Origin of the sequence: Pantoea cypripedii, assembly GCF_002095535.1 — a bacterium.
Taxonomy (GTDB): domain Bacteria; phylum Pseudomonadota; class Gammaproteobacteria; order Enterobacterales; family Enterobacteriaceae; genus Pantoea; species Pantoea cypripedii.
On record NZ_MLJI01000001.1, the window covers coordinates 1,735,852 to 1,753,243 of the forward strand.

16 protein-coding genes are annotated in these 17,392 nt (G+C 56.5%); 8 read left to right on the forward strand and 8 right to left on the reverse strand.

Features of this window, described 5'->3' with window-relative positions; translation table 11 throughout:
* Position 1 precedes the first annotated feature (1 nt).
* Positions 2-1,489: an FGGY family carbohydrate kinase gene (locus HA50_RS08125; protein ID WP_084873952.1), complete on the forward strand. Its 1,488-nt coding sequence runs from the start codon at positions 2-4 to the stop codon at positions 1,487-1,489.
* A gap of 39 nt (positions 1,490-1,528) precedes the next feature.
* Here the strand turns inward: HA50_RS08125 and HA50_RS08130 are convergent, their stop codons facing one another.
* Positions 1,529-2,263: a flagellar brake protein gene (locus tag HA50_RS08130; RefSeq protein ID WP_084878421.1), complete on the reverse strand. Its 735-nt coding sequence runs from the start codon at positions 2,261-2,263 to the stop codon at positions 1,529-1,531.
* 183 nt (positions 2,264-2,446) lie between these two features.
* On the opposite strand from HA50_RS08130, the gene HA50_RS08135 reads away from it, so the two are divergent.
* Positions 2,447-2,695, forward strand: a complete 249-nt coding sequence (locus HA50_RS08135; protein ID WP_084873953.1) for a GlsB/YeaQ/YmgE family stress response membrane protein — start codon at positions 2,447-2,449, stop codon at positions 2,693-2,695.
* 94 nt (positions 2,696-2,789) lie between these two features.
* Here HA50_RS08135 and HA50_RS08140 read toward each other — a convergent pair whose 3' ends face one another.
* Entirely contained in the window at positions 2,790-4,889 is a 2,100-nt protein-coding gene (locus HA50_RS08140; RefSeq protein WP_084873954.1) for a TonB-dependent siderophore receptor, read from the reverse strand.
* A 194-nt stretch (positions 4,890-5,083) separates the two neighbouring features.
* On the reverse strand, positions 5,084-6,763 hold the full coding sequence (gene treA / locus HA50_RS08145; RefSeq protein WP_084873955.1) for an alpha,alpha-trehalase TreA: 1,680 nt from the start codon (positions 6,761-6,763) through the stop codon (positions 5,084-5,086).
* A 208-nt stretch (positions 6,764-6,971) separates the two neighbouring features.
* On the opposite strand from treA, the gene ghrA reads away from it, so the two are divergent.
* Together ghrA and HA50_RS08155 are read left to right on the forward strand one after the other, a co-directional pair.
* On the forward strand, positions 6,972-7,910 hold the full coding sequence (gene ghrA, locus HA50_RS08150) for a glyoxylate/hydroxypyruvate reductase GhrA (protein WP_084873956.1): 939 nt from the start codon (positions 6,972-6,974) through the stop codon (positions 7,908-7,910).
* Between the two features lie 47 nt (positions 7,911-7,957).
* Positions 7,958-8,695, forward strand: a complete 738-nt coding sequence (locus tag HA50_RS08155) for a phosphatase (RefSeq protein ID WP_084873957.1) — start codon at positions 7,958-7,960, stop codon at positions 8,693-8,695.
* A 59-nt stretch (positions 8,696-8,754) separates the two neighbouring features.
* On the opposite strand, the gene HA50_RS08160 is transcribed toward HA50_RS08155, so the two are convergent.
* The gene (locus HA50_RS08160) at positions 8,755-9,120 is read right to left on the reverse strand and encodes a helix-turn-helix domain-containing protein (protein ID WP_084873958.1); all 366 of its coding nucleotides are present in this window, start codon (positions 9,118-9,120) and stop codon (positions 8,755-8,757) included.
* A gap of 69 nt (positions 9,121-9,189) precedes the next feature.
* Positions 9,190-9,450 carry a type II toxin-antitoxin system RelE family toxin gene (locus HA50_RS08165; protein WP_084873959.1) on the reverse strand — a complete coding sequence of 87 codons (261 nt, stop codon included), beginning with the start codon at positions 9,448-9,450 and terminating at the stop codon, positions 9,190-9,192.
* A 278-nt stretch (positions 9,451-9,728) separates the two neighbouring features.
* On the opposite strand from HA50_RS08165, the gene HA50_RS08170 reads away from it, so the two are divergent.
* A complete protein-coding gene (locus tag HA50_RS08170) occupies positions 9,729-10,289 on the forward strand; it encodes a TorD/DmsD family molecular chaperone (protein ID WP_084873960.1) in 561 nt (186 codons plus the stop codon).
* Between the two features lies 1 nt (position 10,290).
* Here HA50_RS08170 and HA50_RS08175 read toward each other — a convergent pair whose 3' ends face one another.
* A complete protein-coding gene (locus HA50_RS08175; RefSeq protein WP_084873961.1) occupies positions 10,291-11,655 on the reverse strand; it encodes a CoA transferase in 1,365 nt (454 codons plus the stop codon).
* A 36-nt stretch (positions 11,656-11,691) separates the two neighbouring features.
* Complete coding sequence (locus HA50_RS08180; RefSeq protein WP_084873962.1) at positions 11,692-12,576, reverse strand: DMT family transporter; 885 nt, start codon at positions 12,574-12,576, stop codon at positions 11,692-11,694.
* A 183-nt stretch (positions 12,577-12,759) separates the two neighbouring features.
* Here HA50_RS08180 and HA50_RS08185 point away from each other — a divergent pair, with 183 nt between their 5' ends.
* Positions 12,760-13,485 (forward strand): glutamine amidotransferase, encoded by a 726-nt coding sequence (locus tag HA50_RS08185; protein WP_084873963.1) that lies wholly within the window; start codon positions 12,760-12,762, stop codon positions 13,483-13,485.
* On the opposite strand, the gene HA50_RS08190 is transcribed toward HA50_RS08185, so the two are convergent.
* A complete protein-coding gene (locus HA50_RS08190) occupies positions 13,473-14,036 on the reverse strand; it encodes a class I SAM-dependent methyltransferase (protein ID WP_084873964.1) in 564 nt (187 codons plus the stop codon). The genes HA50_RS08185 and HA50_RS08190 overlap by 13 nt on opposite strands.
* 248 nt (positions 14,037-14,284) lie before the next feature.
* Between HA50_RS08190 and exaC the strand changes: the two genes are divergently transcribed.
* Together exaC and HA50_RS08200 are read left to right on the forward strand one after the other, a co-directional pair.
* On the forward strand, positions 14,285-15,805 hold the full coding sequence (gene exaC, locus HA50_RS08195) for an acetaldehyde dehydrogenase ExaC (RefSeq protein ID WP_084873965.1): 1,521 nt from the start codon (positions 14,285-14,287) through the stop codon (positions 15,803-15,805).
* Positions 15,806-15,928: 123 nt separating this feature from the next.
* Positions 15,929-17,266 carry an aryl-sulfate sulfotransferase gene (locus HA50_RS08200; RefSeq protein ID WP_084873966.1) on the forward strand — a complete coding sequence of 446 codons (1,338 nt, stop codon included), beginning with the start codon at positions 15,929-15,931 and terminating at the stop codon, positions 17,264-17,266.
* Positions 17,267-17,392 lie beyond the last annotated feature (126 nt).

Consider the following 17,392-nt stretch of genomic DNA (forward strand, 5'->3'; position numbering starts at 1 on the left):
CATGGCAGGGCCGTTAATACTGGCGATTGATGAGGGCACCACCAACGCCAAGGCGATTGCCGTGGACCGCAGCGGCACGGTGGTAGCGCGTGGCAGCCAGCCGCTGACGCTGGCCCATCCACAGCCGGGGCTGGCGGAGCAGGACCCGCTGGCGATCTGGCAGGCGGTAAAACAGGCGGTGACGGATTGCCTGGCACAATGTGGCGGTGCGCCGGTCGCCGCTGTGGCGATCAGCAATCAACGTGAGTCGGTGCTGATCTGGCAGCGGCGTGACGGGCAGCCGCTCACCCCGCTGGTGAGCTGGCAGGACCGCCGTTCCGAATCGTTCTGCCGTGATTTGCGCCAGGCGGGCAAAGCGGCACGCATCACCGGCCTGACCGGGCTGGCGGTTGACCCGATGTTTCCCGCCGCCAAACTGACCGGCATGCTGGCGACGCTGCCGGACGGTCTGGTGCGCGCGCAGGCAGGAGAGCTGTGCATCGGCACCGTTGATAGCTGGTTAAGCTGGCAACTCACCGGCGGCGAGTGTTTTGTGACCGACCATGCCAATGCGGCCCGCACCCAGTTGTATAGCCTGCATGCGGGAGACTGGGATGATGAGCTGCTGGCGTTGTTTCATATTCCGCGCGCCGCCCTGCCACAAATTGTCCCTTCTGCCAGTGCGCAGGGAGTGGTGACCATTGGAGATATTCCCGGTTTAGCGCCCGGTACGCCGCTGCTGGCGCGTATCGGTGATTCCCATGCGGCGTTACAGGCGCAGCGCAACGGCAGCGAAGAGGTGGTGAAAGCCACGTACGGCACCGGATCGTCCCTGATGATGTCGATGGCAACGCCGTTGCTGACGGACAACGGCCTCAGCACCACGGTGGCCTGGCATGACGGCACCCTACGTTTTGCCTTTGAGGGCAATATCACCCACACCGGTTCTGGCGCCGCCTGGCTCGGACGCATGATCGGCGTCAGTGATCCACGGGAACTGACGCGCATGGCGCAAAGCACGCCAGATAACCAGGGTGTCTATTTTGTTCCGGCGCTGTCCGGACTGGGCGCGCCCTGGTGGGATCTGAAAGCCCGCGGCATGTTATGCGGCTTAACCGATGCGGCAACACCTGCGGTGCTGGCGCGAGTGGCACTGGAATCGATCACCTTTCAGATCGCCGATGTGTTTTTCGCCATGGAACAGGCGAGTGGCGTGCAGTTAGCGACGCTGTGCGTGGATGGCAGCGCCACGGAAAACAGCTGGCTGATGCAGTTGCAGGCCGATGTGTTGCAGCGTCCGTTGCACCGGGCGCCGACGCCGGAAGTCTCGGCGCTGGGCGCGGCATTGCTGGCCGGACGTACGCTGGGCTGGTGGCAGCAGGGCAGTGAAATGGCGGCATTGCAGGGTGGCAGCGTGATCTATCCGCAGGAGGAGCGGGCGCAACAGATACAGGAAAACTATAAAGGCTGGCTCGACGCAGTGTCACGCTGCCGTTATCAGCCCCATTAGTCTCGAACAGTGCGGCGCGACCAGGCCGCGCCGTGATGGTTACTGGAATCGATTCGCCTTGTCGCGCGCCAGGCGTTCCAGCGCAAAGATCACCTGCTGCAACTGGCGTTCCTGCACTGGTTCGATCGCGGTAAAGCGGAAACTCAGCCGTGGGGTAGTACGGGTTTCATTTTTGCTGGTGACGGTGCTGCGTTCGCCGATATGCAGCAGCTGCGCTGTCACCTCAAAATGACCATATTCCCCCAGTTCAACGCGCAGATGTTTAAACGAGTCGCCCTGACTCAGGCCTTCGGGCAGTTTTTCATCCACCAGCACCCCAATGCCGCCCAGCGACAGATCCTGCAAGCGAAAACGCACTTTGTTGCCGTCCGGCCATTCACTGTGGCACCAGAACACCGGTTCCATCGGCGCACTCACGCGGAAAAATTCACGCCGCTGAATTTGCCACACCAGTTCGGGCAAAGGGGCGCTAAAGGCAGGCAGCCCTTCATAAGTCACTTGCTGCAAACCGCTCAGGCTGAACTCCACTTTCGCCCCCTGGGTTTCCGCCGCGATGTTGACTTCGCCGCTACTTAACGCCAGGGCGTTATCCTGCGCATTGCTGCCGAGATCGAAGATCACCTGATCTTCGTCCGTTGCCAGCATCCGGCTGATAAACTGACTGTGGGAGACGCTCACCATCAACGGGGTCTGATAACGTAACAGGTCTTTCATCACATTCAGAACCGCCAATGTGCCTCGTTTTAGATATTGTTCTTTGTCGGCTTCTTTCACGTCCTGCTCCACTTTCCGATCGTTACCATCACGCATGTGCGGCTTTGCGACTGTTATCGGTACAGAATAAAGAAGCTTTAGCCTGCTAACTATTTTTTCCCGTTGCGTTTGTGCAGCAGATCAAAAATCCCCGACTATACTTAGCGCTGTGAACACCTTGATTAATAAAGTAAGGAGCATCAAATGGGTATCATTTCATGGATTATTTTTGGCTTGGTTGCCGGGATTATTGCTAAATGGATTATGCCAGGTAAGGACGGCGGCGGATTTATCATGACCGTGGTTCTCGGCGTGGTGGGTGCGGTTGTCGGCGGCTGGATCAGTACCCTGTTTGGCTTTGGTAAGGTGGATGGATTTAACTTCGGCAGCTTCGTGGTGGCGGTGATTGGTGCCATCGTGGTGCTGTGGATTTACCGTAAAGTTCGCAGTTAGTTATTTCTGAAATCCGTAGCGGCGCGATTTATCGCGCGGGTTTTAGAAGACGCGCGATAAATCGCGCCGCTACGGGATAGGCTTTGTTTAAGATTTAAAAATCATAACCAATGGTTGCCGTCACGGTACGTTCCGCACCACGGTAGCAATAACCGGTACCATAACAGGCTGCGAGGTATTTACGGTCAGTCAGGTTATTGGCCGTCACCTGCAACCACGCCCCTTTCAGACCTGAATGCCACGCGCTCAAATCAGCACGCACTGAAGCATCAAACAGCGTCACCGACGGCAGACGTGTGGTGTTTTCGTTATCTGCCCATTGCTTACCGATGTAACGCACGCCCGCCCCGGCGCTCAGGCCGTAATCAAACTGATAATGCCCCCAGAAGGATGCCATGCTGTTAGGGGTGACGTAAGGCGTATGGCCATCGTTGCCATCCACCGAGTCCTTAAAGCGCAGATGGTTCAGAGTATATCCGGCAATGGTGCTGAAGCGTGGGGTCAGCTGATTACGTGCCTCCAGTTCGATCCCCTGTGAATGGACCTTGCCGGAAGGTGTATAGGTGCCGGATATCACGTCACGGTTGGCGACATCGTTCTGCGTCAGGTCGTACACCGCGATCGAGTACATATCCCGCGTGCCCACCGGCTGGTATTTCACCCCGGCCTCATATTGCTCGGAGGTGGTCGGTTTCAACTGGTTGCCATTGGGATCGGTCAGCGAGGCTGGGGTGATCGCCTGGCTCCAGCTGACATAAGGGGAGATACCATTATCGAAGGCATATAACAGGGCCGCGCGGCCACTGATATGGTCGTCCTGGCGGCGGCTGGTGCCATTTTCGGAGACGATACGATCATAACGGCCGGAAAGATCCATATGCCAGCGATCCAGCTGTAACTCATCCTGTAAATAGAGACCGGTCTGATAGTAACGGCGCGTCTCTGCGGCCCAGTCGTAATCCGGCATGGTACCCACCGCTTCGCCGGTCCACGGATTGAGTGAGCTGGCATAGCCGCTGGCACTCAAAATATCGTTCTTATAACGATGATACTCAGCGCCGAGGGTGACACGATGCTGCAATGCGCCGGTGCTGAAATCCGCCTGCAACTGGTTATCCGTCGCCCAGGCCGACAGCGAGGAGCGTTCACCGGAATAATAACGGGTCAGCAGGTCCGGGTTGGTGGCATCCCAGCCAATCTGGTAGACCTGGTCCAGATCAACATTGGAGTGGCTGTAGCTGCCGGTGGTATGCACCGACCACACTTCATTGAAACGATGGGAGAAATCATAGCTATAGATCTGCTCATGACGTTTGAATTGATCGAGGGCGCTATCCCCTTCATAGAAACTGTCGCTCAGCTTGCGGCCATTATGGCTGTACAACGTACCTTCGGCAGGCACCGAACCGTGATAGCCACCGGAAGGATCTTTTTGCAGGTAAGCACGCAGAATCAGGCTGGTATCTTCGTCCGGTTGCCACATCAGCTGGGGCGAAATGGCGTACTTCTCTTCACGGGTATGATCGTATTGCGTGTCGCTGTTGCGGGTGATGCCGGTGAGACGAAATGCCCATTGATCGTTTATCGCGTTGGTGTAATCAAAGGCAGCGCTGTTGGTGGCATGGGTGCCGGTTGACAGCCGGAAGTGCCCCTCTTCAGAGAACTGCGGGCGTTTACTCACCATATTCACCAGGCCACCCGGCACCGTCTGACCATATAACGCCGAGGAGGGGCCTTTGATCACATCGATACGATCAAGAAACCACGGGTCCACCTGCAAAATATTGAAGCTGCCGCCATCGCTCATTACGCGCAGGCCGTCGAGGAAGGTGTTATCCACATCGCCACCGTGGAAGCCGCGCAGCGAGATGGTGTCATAACGGGTCGCGGCACCACCAAAGTTGGTAAACACGCCGGGGGTGTAATTCAAAGCCTGATTAAGATCGGTTGCCCCCTGATCATCCATCTGCTGCCGTGTGACTACCGAAATCGACTGCGGCGTGGTGATAAGCGGCTGGTCAGTTTTACTCGCGCCGCTGCTGCGGGTGACAAGGTAGCCCTGGGTCGGCGAGGTGGCGCTTTCCTGCGGTTGAGCGGTGACGACCAATGAGTCTTCAGCAACGCTGAGGCCGGGTAACGCCAGTGCCAGCGTGCACAACACACGGCAACGATTGAGGGTAAACAGGCGGGTCATGATGATTCCTCGGACAGAAAAGGGCAGGTGGTTGCCAAAAAGTGTTAATAGAAATAGAAATTAGAGTGAGAATTATTATCTTTTAGATAAGGTCATTTCAAGATGTAAAAAAATCATCATGTCGCTGTGAGGAAAATTAACAGCTGAAGGGATTGTACCGGCGCGATTTATCGCGCCGGTACAGGGCATGGCGATTAATGTGTGGCAGTCAGCGTCGGCATATTGGGGATATCCCGTGCGCTATTACAGGTTTTATCTTTCGGACAATATTTGTCGAGCAGCATTAGCGTCACGCCGTTGGTCCAGCCGAAGCCGTCTTGCAGGGGGTATTCACCGCCGCCGCCACCGCCGAGCTGTGCGCCTTCCACCACATATTTTTCCACCAGCTTGTGCTGTTTGTCGTAAGTCATCTGGACGTTTTGCAGGAAGCGCTGACCAATCTGCTGTGCCAGTTGCGGTTGCTTATAATGCTCCAGTCCGGTCACTGCCACCCATTGCAGGGGAGCCCAGCCATTCGGTGCATCCCATTGCTGGCCGTTATTCACCGTGGTGGTCACCAGTCCACCGGGTTTCAGCAGCTGTTTCTCCACCGCAGTGGCAGTGCGATCCGCCTGTTTATCACTGGCGAGCTGCATATAAAGCGGGAACAGGGTGGCGGCGGTTAGCTGCGGTTGTACCTGCTTTTTCTGCCAGTTGTAATCGGCGTACCAACCCTGCTGCTCATTCCACAGATAGCGATTGATCGCCGCCTGGCGTTTTTCCGCCTGTGCGGCAAATTGCTGTGCCTGATCGTTGTTTTTCGCCAGCTTCGCCGCTTTGGCTAAGGTTTGTTCGAGGTGAAACAGCAGGCTGTTCAGGTCAACAGGCACCAGTTGCGTGGTGCGGATCGAGGCCAGATTATGCGCATCGGTAAACCAGCGGGAACTAAAGTCCCAGCCGGAGGCTGCACCTGCACGCAGATCGCGATAGACCTGCTTTTTATCGCGTTGCGGGGCCTTCTGCGCGGTGTTGACATCATCCATCCAGGATTCGGTGCGTGGCACATCGCGATCGTCCCAGTAGCGGTTAAGCAGGGTACCATCACTCAGTTTGACCACCCTCTGGCTGGCCTGGCCTGCGGCGATCTTGTCACTGCCTGCCATCCAGTAGTCATATTCCTTCTGCAACTGCGGCAGGTACTTCGTGTAAACGCCATCACCGTCATGGGTTGCCAGCAAATCAATCATCAGGCTAAAAAACGGCGGTTGTGAGCGGCTCAGATAGTAGCTGCGGTTGCCGTTAGGGATATGGCCGTAGCGATCAAGCTCAGAAGCAAAGTTATCCACCATATCCTGCACCCGATCCCAGTGGCCGCTCTCCGCCAGACCGAGCATGGTGAAGTAGCTGTCCCAGTAATAAACCTCACGGAAGCGACCGCCGGGCACCACATAAGGTTTCGGCAGCGGCAGTAGCGAGTCGTACTGCCCGGTGTTGGGGGTAGAACGCGTCAGGACCGGCCACAGGCCATCAATATGCGCACGCAGGCTCTGCCCGGCTGGCGGCACATATTTATCCTGCGTGGCTGGCAGGGTGAAGTTGGCATCAACGAAATGTTTTAAATCGAAGTTGCGCTGGTTCTTTTGCATCTGCCAGTCGGCAAGAATCGAAGAGGGATTATATTTCGGGACCGCATCGGCAAAGGTTTTCTGGTCCGGATAAAATTTAGCCTGCTGAACGGCATTGAAGAGTGGCCCGAGACGCACGTCCGGTGGTTGTGGCTGGCTACTGAGCATACGGTTGTTATCTGCGGCCCCGGCAACGACAGACCCCATCAGCAGGGCGGTACTGAGCAACAGGCGAAGATGCCCCGGCGTGAATACGACATTTTTTATCATCGGTTTTTCTCCTTGTCCGAAAAAGTGGTGCGCTAACGCATTGACCACCCAAACAACTTTAGTCGCTATCGGGGGCGATAGCCGCCCGCAGCATCGGAAATGTGAAGCACCCTGAATTAATCACGGCAGAAATTGCCTTAACGCTACGGTTTTTACTTGCCCTGCGGCGCTATTTCCCTGAGTCTGAAAGAAAAAAATGGAGAGCAGTATGGAGATCATCTGGTATCACCCGTCGATAGACCCGGAGAGCTGGCTCAGTGGGTTACAACAGCGATTACCGCAGGCGCAGGTGCGTTACTGGCAGCCAGGGGATAACGCTCCGGCGGATTACGCGGTGGTACGTTCGCCGCCAGTGGAAATGCTGAGTGGGCGTGCATTGAAAGGGGTATTCGGCATGGGCGCGGGCGTAGACGAAATCCTCAATCAGGTTCAGCTTCACCCGCACATGCTGGGGGATAATGTCCCGTTATTCCGGCTGGAAGATACCGGGATGGCACAACAGATGCAGGAATATGCTACCTGGTGTGTGCTGGGCTGGTTTCGTCGCTTCGCTGACTATCAACGCCTGCAACAGCAGGCGCAGTGGCAGCAGCTTGATGGTTACACGCGGGAAAATTTCACCATTGGCATCCTCGGCGCGGGCGTACTGGGCAGCAGTGTAGCGCAGAGCCTGGTCCAGTGGGGTTTCCCGGTGCGTTGCTGGAGCCGTTCACCGAAATCCCTCGCGGGTATTGAAACCTTTTATGGCGCTGACCAACTGGCGGCCTTCCTTGATGGCACCCAGGTATTGATTGACCTGTTGCCAGCCACACCGCAAACCACCCATCTGATCGATAAAAAATTGTTTGCCTGTCTGCCGCAGGGCGCGTTTTTCCTTAATATCGCGCGCGGTGCGCATGTGGTGGAGGACGATTTGCTGGCGGCACTCAACAGCGGGCAGCTGGCGGCCGCGACGCTGGATGTGTTCCAGACTGAGCCGTTACCGGCAGACCATCCGCTGTGGTCACATCCGCATGTCACAATTACGCCACATAATGCCGCAATGACGTTGCCGCAAGAGACGATGGATTATATTGCAGATGCCATACTTAAGCTGGAGCAAGGGCTACCGGCTCCCGGTCTGGTTGATCGTCAGCGCGGTTATTAATTCACTTTGCCGTTTGCCTGTTGCAGACGGCCTGTCAGGAGAACCCGATGTATCCCGTCGATTTACATATGCATACCGTTGCCAGTACCCATGCCTACAGCACGCTGCATGACTATGTCGTGCAGGCGAAACAAAACGGTCTGAAGCTGTTCGCGATTACCGATCACGGTCCGGATATGGCCGATGCGCCGCATTACTGGCACTTCGTTAACATGCGCATCTGGCCGCGCGTGATTGATGGTGTTGGTGTGCTGCGTGGCATTGAAGCCAATATCAAAAATCAGCAGGGCGAGATCGACTGTAGCGGCCCAATGCTGGACGCGCTGGATTTGATCGTCGCTGGTTTCCATGAGCCGGTGTATGCCCCGCGCGATAAAGCTCACCATACCGAAGCGATGATCGCGGCGATGGCTGGCGGCCTGGTGCATATCATCAGCCATCCGGGTAACCCGAAATTCCCGGTCGATATCCGCGCCATTGCCGAAGCGGCGGCGCATTATGATGTGGCGCTGGAGATCAACAACTCGTCGTTCACCCATTCACGCCCAGGCAGTGAGCCCAACTGTCGCGCTATCGCTGAAGCGGTGCGTGATGCCGGAGGCCGTCTGGCGTTTGGTTCAGATTCCCATACCGCCTTTACTCTTGGTAATTTCGAGCATTGTTTGCGCATTACGCGGGAAGTGGATTTTCCCGAAGATCGCGTGTTAAATGTCACGCCGCGCCGCCTGCTCGATTTTCTTGAGCAGCGTACCGGCAAGCATATTGCCGAACTGGCGGATTTTTAGGCTTGAGTGAATGATGGCACTGTTTGCATGCGGCCACCCCCAAAGGTGGCCTTATGACATTAGAGAATGAGCTGTTCTGGGCGACAACCATAGAGCTTTGCCAGGCGCTCTCTGGTTTTTTTCTGCGGTTTGCTGTCTTTACGCTCTAGCTGGGAAATTGCACTTTGCGTCATGCCGAGTTTTTCAGCTACGTCATATTGCGACAGGCCAATGCGAACACGCCATGCTGCCTGTAAGCTGATATCCTGATCCATCATGATATTAACAACATCATTGGGTATGGTTTCATCGTCATGTTCGCCAGCGACGATGGGAATCGGCTCCCACTCGCCTTCAGCATCTGAGAGTAATTTTTCGTATTCTGAAACAGGAAGTACAACAAACTGTGGCTTACCTGTTTCATCATAAATGTACTGTTTTGACATAGTTTTTCCGGGTTGCCAGGAGTCGTAGTAAATATCATGGAGCAAGGCGGCGGGTTGCCCCGCCTTGTATCAGTAAGTTCTGGTGGTTCTGCGTTTAACTTCCTGAATCGTTATCACTACCGGTTCACCATCAATTAGTTCAAAGATTATTCTGTAATCCCCAACGCGCAATCGGTACTGAAGTTCGCGATCCTGCAACTTCTTAATATCCAGAGATACAGCAGGGAAGAAGACTAACTGATTCGTCTTTTCTCTTATGGCTTTATGGTAACGGCTATCGATTTTGGCTAGTTGCTTCAATGCATGCTTCGACCAAATCACTTCAACCATTATGCCCCCAATGTTAAGAACATATCCCGCCTGGGATGATGAGATAATAGGGCCGTAATCTAATCAATACAATGAATAATATCTAATTTTCTAATTAAAATCTTATGTGTTTTTGTGATGCCAGGAAAGCGCGTTTAAGCCATACATTGGCTAAACTCAGACCTATGGCATGGGACGAATATCTTTGGAGGAAATCAGGTAGTGATTTGATTAAACTATGCTTTAACGTATTTTATTCGGTTTATTCCAACTACTTTTTCCTCAAGGAATCCTGTTGTATGAATGAGTTTTCCATTCTTTGCCGCGTCATCGGCTCGCTGTTCAATCGTCAGCCGCAGGATCCGCTGCTGATGCCGCTGTTCACCTTGTTACGTGAAGGCAAATTACAGGCGCAGTGGCCGCTGGAGCAGGATGAGCTGCTGACCCGGCTGCAACAGAACAGCGACCCGCAGGCGCTGGCGGCGGATTACAACGCCTTGTTCGTGGGCAGTGATTGCAGCGTGCCGCCTTACGCTTCGCAGTGGCCGAACGGGCCAACCGAAGCTGAGGTGCGCGCGTTTCTTAGCTCGCGTGGCATGCCGCTGGGTGAAGCCCCTGCGGATCATTTCGGTCAGTTGCTGCTGGCGGCTTCCTGGCTGGAAGACCAGTCGGCGGAAGATGAGTCTGCCGCACAACTGGCGCTGTTTGATGATTACCTGCTGCCGTGGTGCGGTGCGTTCCTGGGCAAAGTGGAAGCCCATGCCAGCACCGCGTTCTACCGCACGCTGGCGATGCTGAGCCGCGAAGCGATTCAGGCGATGCGCGACGAACTGGCGGAAAGCGAAGACGACGCGGAGTAACTTACCAGCGGGGAGCGCTGCTGCCGAGAGGTACACCCGGTGTCGCCCACAGCTGGGGTGTGCCGGGCAAATAGGACGCGGCACGCAGCCTTGCACCAATGCCCCAGTGGGTAATTTCCAGTGCGGGCAGGGCATCGTCCGCTTGCGAGGCGATGCCGGTCTGTTCATTGCCTGGCGCAAAACCGTGCTGCTGCAACAGCAGAGCGGTACGTGCCAGCGACAAACGCGCCTGCCAGCCGGTGCCGTGGTTGCGCCGATGGCGTAATCCTTCCAGCACCGCCGCTGCCAGCATATAACCGGTGGCGTGATCCAGCGCCTGCACCGGTAAGGGCGTCGGTGTTGCGCTTCCGCTCCACTGCATCCCCTGATGTGCAATGCCGCTCGCCATCTGCACCAGGCTGTCAAAACCGCGTCGGTTGCGCCACGGACCACTCCATCCCCAGGCATTCAGGCTGACATCCACCAGCCCCGGTGACAGTTGCTGGCGTGTGGCAGCATCCAGCCCCAGTTTTTCCAGCGCATCGGCGCGATAGCCATGCACCAGCACATCAGCCTGCATCAGTAAGCTACGTAGCTGTGCCAGCCCGTCACGGCTTTTCAGGTCTAGCCGCGCGCAGCGTTTGCCGCTGGTGATCTCCTCTTCCAGCGTCGGTTCCTGCCAGCCGGGGGGATCGATACGCAACACCCGCGCACCGAGACTGGCGAGAAAACGTGTGGCGACCGGACCAGCAATGATGCGCGTCAAATCCAGCACGCGGATGCCGTACAATGGCCGCGCCGCGCTGAGCGGCCAGTCGGGGATCGTCCCGCCTGCTATGGCCTGCTGGGCGAACAACGGCTCCTGGCTGACGGCAATCCCCTGTGGATGTTGCTGCCATTGCTGCACGCTGCGCATTTCGGCGGCGCAGCCACCCGCATCCACTATTGCCTGTTCCAGTGTCCCGGCCGACCACTGCATCACTTCTGCCGCCAGCGCGGCGCGATCCGCATGAACGCCAAGCACGCTTTCCATCGCCTGACGATGATGCGCTGCGTTGGTGTGCAGGCGAATCCAGCCGTCGCCAGTCGCGTAGTCACCGGCAAACGGGTCCCACAGCGCCGCAGACGGGCGATTCAGGGGGATAAAGCTATGCTGAAACCAGCGCGAGGCCAGCCGCACATTAACGCTTACCGGTGCCGGACGGCCCAGTAAATCGCTCAGCGCCTGGGTGGCGAGACCGATGCTGGTGGCCGCCAGTTCACTGACGGCGTAGCAGGAACGAAAGGTATCGGGTTGGGAAAAGGCCAGTGGGGGCGCAGTGTCGTCTGCGCCGCGTAATCCCTGCCACATCTGCTGCCAGAGTGCGGCAGCGAGTGAATAATCCATGCGGAGCCTCCGGATAAATCGCGATCCTCAAGCCGGTCAACGGCGGCGTAAGCGGGGGAAGCGTGCGTGCATACGCAGATTACGCAGATTAATCACCGCAATCGCCGTACCCAGCACCACCAGTGAAGCCCCAAGGATCTTAAAACTGTTCAGGCTATCGCCCAGGATGGCAATCCCCATCAGCACCGCCAGCACCGGGGTCAGCAGCGAATAGGGCATGATCAGATTAACGTTGTACTTTTTCAGCAGCGCGTACCACAGGCTATAGGCGACGATGGACGAAGCAAGGGCGCTGTAGAGAATGCCAAACCAGCCACGCCAGCCAGCATGGCTCAGAGAATAAAATTGTTGTGATTCAGTGAGCCAGGACGCCACACCGACAATCGGCACCGCCAGGAACGAAATCCATCCGGTTAGCGTCAGCGGCTTAATCGGCGGGGATTTTTTCACGATCATATTGCTCACTGCCCAGCCGGTGGCGCTGCACAGCAGGATGCAGAGTACCCACCAGGCGGGAATGGTCGGGCTACCGGACAGCACCACCACGCCACTCAGGGATATCGCGATGCCAATCAGCTGCACCAGGCGTAGCTTCTCTTTCAGTATCACCATTGCCAGCAGCATGGCGATCGGGGTGCCGAGTTGCACCACAATCGCACCGGTCCCGGCGTCGGTATAACGCATGCCGACAAACAACAGCGAGAAGTGCAAAAAACCAAAGGTGAAGGCCAGTGCCAGCAGCCAGGGCAATTGTTCACGGGTGATGCGGCAGAAGGGGATCAGCACAATCGCCACCACCACAAAGCGCATCCAGGTCAGGAACAGCGGCGGAAGCTCCAGCAATCCCCACTTTATCGCTATGTTATTGAAGGCCCAGATGGAGACCACCATCAGAACCACAAAAAAATGCCGCACCGCCACAATGTCATCCTTCACACAAATTTTGTTCTCACCGGCTAATCATGGCATGAAGCGATGTATTTAGTGCGGAACGGGTAAAAATAATTTCTCTCAATGCTTAACTGTGAAAAATATAAGACATTGCAGGTAATTACTGTCAGACTGGTTTTCCGAAATATGACCTTGCAGAGGACAGTCTTCGGAATGACACAGACCCGCGCGTTACCCCTTGCCTTAATTCAGCTTGAAGTCCCGCCACCGGCCGTTGTGGCGCAAATTGGTGAACAACCCGCCTGGTTTATTGATGCGCTGGCATTACAGCCTGCTGATTACGTGATTGTGCGTCCGCACCTTGGCGATGCGCTACCTGCGTTTGACAGCATCAGCGGGGCGATCCTCAGCGGTTCCTGGGCGATGGTCACCGATCATGCCGAATGGAGTGAACGCACCGCCGCCTGGATTCGCGCGGCGCTGGAAGCGGAGTTGCCGCTGCTCGGCGTCTGCTACGGGCATCAGCTGATGGCCTATGCGCTGGGAGGCAAAGTGGCCGATAACCCCAATGGCTGGGAGCGGGGACTCAAGGCGCTGACGCGTCACCCGCAGGCAGAAAATGACCCGTGGCTGGGTGCGCTGCCGGAGGATTTCGAGGCCTGGTTGTCGCATCGCCAGTCAGTGATCACCCCTCCGGCACAGGCGCAGGTACTGGCGTCCTCTGAACAGGATGGGTGCCAGATTTTGCGTTATTCCGCGCAGGCGTTATCGGTGCAATTCCACCCGGAATTCAGCCGCAACATCATGTTAGCCTGTCTGCCTGCGGGTGAGCCTGACGATGGCAGTGAACTGGCGGGCGAAGATTGGGCGCGAGAACTGTTGCGCAGCTTCTGGCAGCAAACGCGACCTCAGCCGCGCGTGCAGGCTCAGGGCGCGTAATGACGGGTGCAGCGATAGACCCAGGCGGGTGGCACATTTTTCAGCACCCGCTGGCGCTGCCAGGTGAAATAACGTGACAGGCTGGGCTGCGTGAGCGAGGTGTACTGAAACTGCACAAACACGCCATGTGGACCCAGCGCATCATGGACGGCACGCAAAATCGCTTCGCGCGTGGTCGGCGGCAGCGACAGCAATGGCAGGCCAGAAAATATCGCATCATATTCCCCGGATAAATACTCCGCTGAACAGGCGCGGACCTGCATACGGTCATCCGGGAGGGTACGCAGCGTCTTCACCAGCTCCGGGCTGATCTCAAATACATCCAGTTGTGCCTGCGGTGACATGCGTTCCAGAATCTGCCGCGTCAGTACGCCATTTCCCGCCCCCAGCTCGGCAATACGCAGGCTGTGATCCCAGTTCACGGCATCCGTCATGGTGCGGCACAGCGTGGCGGAGGAGGGGGTAATGCTTCCCATCTTGCGGGGGTTACGAATGAACTGATGAACAAAGTTTGCTTTGGCGCGCATTAACGTCAGGGCTGAAGCCAACATCTCTTTCTCCTGGTTAGTGTCCTGTTTCATATTGACCCTATTTAAGGGCCATGTTTCGCTTTTTGCTGCGTGGCAGGCAAAACTCAGAATTATCCGTATCACTCAACCAGATAACCTCACACCGTTTTTTCCTTCGGCGCGGTCACAGTTTCCCATCGGCAGATCTGACAGCCTGGCTTTGATCGATCAATGTTAATAACAGGTTTCAAAGTTGTTGCATATCACTTCTGTCCCGCAAGGAGAAAACCATGCGTTACGCCGCTCCTGGAGAACAAGGTTCTCTGATTACACTACAACAGCGTTATGGCAACTTTATCAACGGTGAGTTCGTGCCACCGGTGAACGGTAACTACTTCGTTAACACCTCGCCGATCAATGCCTCGCCGATTGGTGAGTTCCCGCGTTCTGACCGCGATGATGTCGATAACGCTATCGCTGCCGCACACAAGGCGGCGGATGCCTGGGGAAAAACCTCGCCGCAGGCTCGTTCGCTGGTGCTGCTGAAAATCGCCGACCGTCTGGAGGAAAACCTCGAATATCTGGCCGTCAATGAAACCTGGGATAATGGCAAACCGGTGCGTGAAACCCTCGCCGCCGATATGCCGCTGGCGGTGGACCACTTCCGCTATTTCGCCGGTTGCGTGCGCGCCCAGGAAGGGACGGCGGCGGAAATTGATGAATTCACCGCGTCTTACCACTTCCATGAACCGCTGGGCGTGGTGGGGCAGATTATCCCGTGGAATTTCCCGTTGCTGATGGCGGCGTGGAAACTGGCCCCGGCGCTGGGAGCCGGTAACTGCGTGGTGCTGAAACCGGCGGAACAGACGCCGCTGTCCATCACCCTGTTTATGGAGCTGATTAAAGACCTGGTGCCACCCGGCGTGATCAACGTGGTCCATGGTTACGGTAAAGAAGCCGGTGAAGCGCTGGCCTCACATCCCGGCATCGCCAAAATTGCCTTTACCGGATCGACCGCCACCGGCGGCCACATCCTCGAACTGGCGGCGAAAAGCCTGATTCCGTCCACGGTCGAGCTGGGCGGTAAATCCCCCAATATCTTCTTTGAAGACATTATGCAGGCGGAGGAAAGCTTTATTGAGAAAGCGGCAGAAGGGGTGGTGCTGGGCTTCCTGAATCAGGGCGAAGTTTGCACCTGCCCGTCACGTGCGCTGGTACAGGAATCGATCTTCGAACCCTTTATGGCGGCGGTGATGAAACGCATCAAAACCATTAAACGGGGCAACCCGCTGGATACCGAAACGATGATCGGTGCCCAGGCGTCACAGCAACAGTTTGATAAAATCCTCTCTTATCTGGAAATTGCCCAGCAGGAAGGGGCGCAGGTGCTGCACGGCGGCGGTATTGAAAGCGTGGGTGAAGAGTTTGCCAGCGGCTACTACATCCAGCCGACGCTGCTGAAAGGCAGCAACAGCATGCGCGTGTTCCAGGAGGAAATCTTTGGGCCAGTGGTCGGGGTGCTGACGTTTAAAGATGAAGCGGAAGCCATCGCCCTCGCCAATGATTCGATGTATGGGCTCGGTGCCGGCGTCTGGACGCGCGATATCAACCGGGCTTACCGTATGGGACGCGCGATTAAAGCCGGGCGTGTGTGGACCAACTGCTACCATCTCTATCCGGCCCATGCGGCGTTCGGTGGCTACAAAAAATCCGGCATTGGCCGCGAAACCCATAAAATGATGCTCGATCATTATCAGCAAACCAAAAACCTGTTGGTGAGCTACAGCACCCAGCCGCTCGGCTTCTTCTGATGCTTCAGGCAGCGGGTCCGCCCGCTGCTTTTTTCCTGCCATGCCCCATTCGGACTATTCCTGTCACCATTCGCTTCTACCCTTTAAGGGCTTTTTCATTTCTCAGACACAGGATGGTGAACCATGCGATATGCGGCAAGGTTGTCTGGCGGCCTGCTACTGGCAGCCAGTTTTACCGCTTCTGCCATTCCCAGCGCCATACCCACTGGCGTGACCTGGTACGACCCCTCCCGCGCCTGGAACGGTTTTGTTTTGTTTCCCGGCAGTGATAACCAAACCCATCTGATCGATATGACCGGTAAAGAGGTGCAGCGCTGGCACTACGAAGGTTTTCCCAGCTGGCCGGTTCCGCGGGATCGGGCTGGTGGTCAACCCGGCCATCTGCTGGTGCAGCTGGAACGGCAGCAAAAACTGGCGGCTGAGGCCAATCCTGGTAACGGACTGGTGAATGCCAGCGTGGCGGAAGTGGACTGGAACGGCAAGGTGCAGTGGCACTACGGTAGCCAGCAGCAGCCGGTGCATCAGCATCATGAAATCCAGCGGCTGCCGAATGGTAATACCCTGGTGCTGGGGGCCACGCTGCGGCAGCTGCCGGGTTATCACTACCGGGTGATTGATAACAGCATTGAAGAGGTCTCGCCGCAGGGTAAAAAAGTGTGGAGCTGGTCGGTGGCCGATCATCTGGATGAGCTGGGTTTTTCTGCGGCGCAGCTGGCAATGATCCGCGACAGCAACGATGCCGATTTCCTGCATATGAATACCGCAGCACCTCTTGGTCCCAATCACTGGTTCGATCGGGGGGATCAACGGTTTGCCCCGGACAACATTCTATTTAACTCCCGCAACGGCAATGTCGCGGTGATTATCGATCGTCACAGCGGCAAAGTGGTGTGGCGTATCGGGCCAGATTATCCGGCCCTGAAACTGGATACCCCTCTGCCGCGCCCGCTCGATCAGATGATTGGCGAACACGATGTACATATGATTGGGCCGGGCCTGCCCGGTGCCGGTAATCTACTGATTTTCGACAATCAGGGCAATGCGGGTTTTCCACCCACCCGGCAGGGCTTTTTCTCTGCATCACGCGTGATTGAGGTGAATCCGCAGACCCGGCAAATTGTCTGGGAATATACCGGCGAGAAATCGGGCCAGGCGATCTCGACCTTTTATAGCGCTTACATCAGCAATGCCCAGCGTCTGCCGAATGGCAACACGCTGATCAATGAAGGGCAGAGCGGACGGCTGTTTCAGGTGACGCCACAGGGGCAGATCGTCTGGGAGTATGTCAGCCCGTTTTATGGCAAAGCGATGCCGCGCGACCATTATGTGTCGAACACCGTGTATCGTGCCTATATGGTGGATTATCGCTGGGCGCCCGCAGGCACGCCGCACAGCGAGCAGGCGGTGACTGCTGACTGCACACGCTATCCGGCATTGCCGGGATGTTTGTCGTCGAAATAATCCAGGCTGGTTAATCTCTGCACCATTAGCTCACTTTCTGCACTCCGTTGGTGATTCTCTGTTCAACGCGTCAGGCCGCACCAGATGACGCCTGGCGCGCTATCCCTTGCGCTCTGTGCATCCATG

What these genes read in the sequence shown, in the direction of transcription:
- HA50_RS08125 (WP_084873952.1), top strand. Translation starts at nt 2, where the DNA reads ATGGCAGGGCCGTTAATACTGGCGATTGATGAGGGCACCACCAACGCC.
- HA50_RS08135 (WP_084873953.1), top strand. Translation starts at nt 2,447, where the DNA reads ATGGGTATCATTTCATGGATTATTTTTGGCTTGGTTGCCGGGATTATT.
- HA50_RS08140 (WP_084873954.1), bottom strand. Translation starts at nt 4,889, where the DNA reads ATGACCCGCCTGTTTACCCTCAATCGTTGCCGTGTGTTGTGCACGCTG.
- treA (WP_084873955.1), bottom strand. Translation starts at nt 6,763, where the DNA reads ATGATAAAAAATGTCGTATTCACGCCGGGGCATCTTCGCCTGTTGCTC.
- ghrA (WP_084873956.1), top strand. Translation starts at nt 6,972, where the DNA reads ATGGAGATCATCTGGTATCACCCGTCGATAGACCCGGAGAGCTGGCTC.
- HA50_RS08155 (WP_084873957.1), top strand. Translation starts at nt 7,958, where the DNA reads ATGTATCCCGTCGATTTACATATGCATACCGTTGCCAGTACCCATGCC.
- HA50_RS08160 (WP_084873958.1), bottom strand. Translation starts at nt 9,120, where the DNA reads ATGTCAAAACAGTACATTTATGATGAAACAGGTAAGCCACAGTTTGTT.
- HA50_RS08165 (WP_084873959.1), bottom strand. Translation starts at nt 9,450, where the DNA reads ATGGTTGAAGTGATTTGGTCGAAGCATGCATTGAAGCAACTAGCCAAA.
- HA50_RS08170 (WP_084873960.1), top strand. Translation starts at nt 9,729, where the DNA reads ATGAATGAGTTTTCCATTCTTTGCCGCGTCATCGGCTCGCTGTTCAAT.
- HA50_RS08175 (WP_084873961.1), bottom strand. Translation starts at nt 11,655, where the DNA reads ATGGATTATTCACTCGCTGCCGCACTCTGGCAGCAGATGTGGCAGGGA.
- HA50_RS08185 (WP_084873963.1), top strand. Translation starts at nt 12,760, where the DNA reads ATGACACAGACCCGCGCGTTACCCCTTGCCTTAATTCAGCTTGAAGTC.
- HA50_RS08190 (WP_084873964.1), bottom strand. Translation starts at nt 14,036, where the DNA reads ATGTTGGCTTCAGCCCTGACGTTAATGCGCGCCAAAGCAAACTTTGTT.
- exaC (WP_084873965.1), top strand. Translation starts at nt 14,285, where the DNA reads ATGCGTTACGCCGCTCCTGGAGAACAAGGTTCTCTGATTACACTACAA.
- HA50_RS08200 (WP_084873966.1), top strand. Translation starts at nt 15,929, where the DNA reads ATGCGATATGCGGCAAGGTTGTCTGGCGGCCTGCTACTGGCAGCCAGT.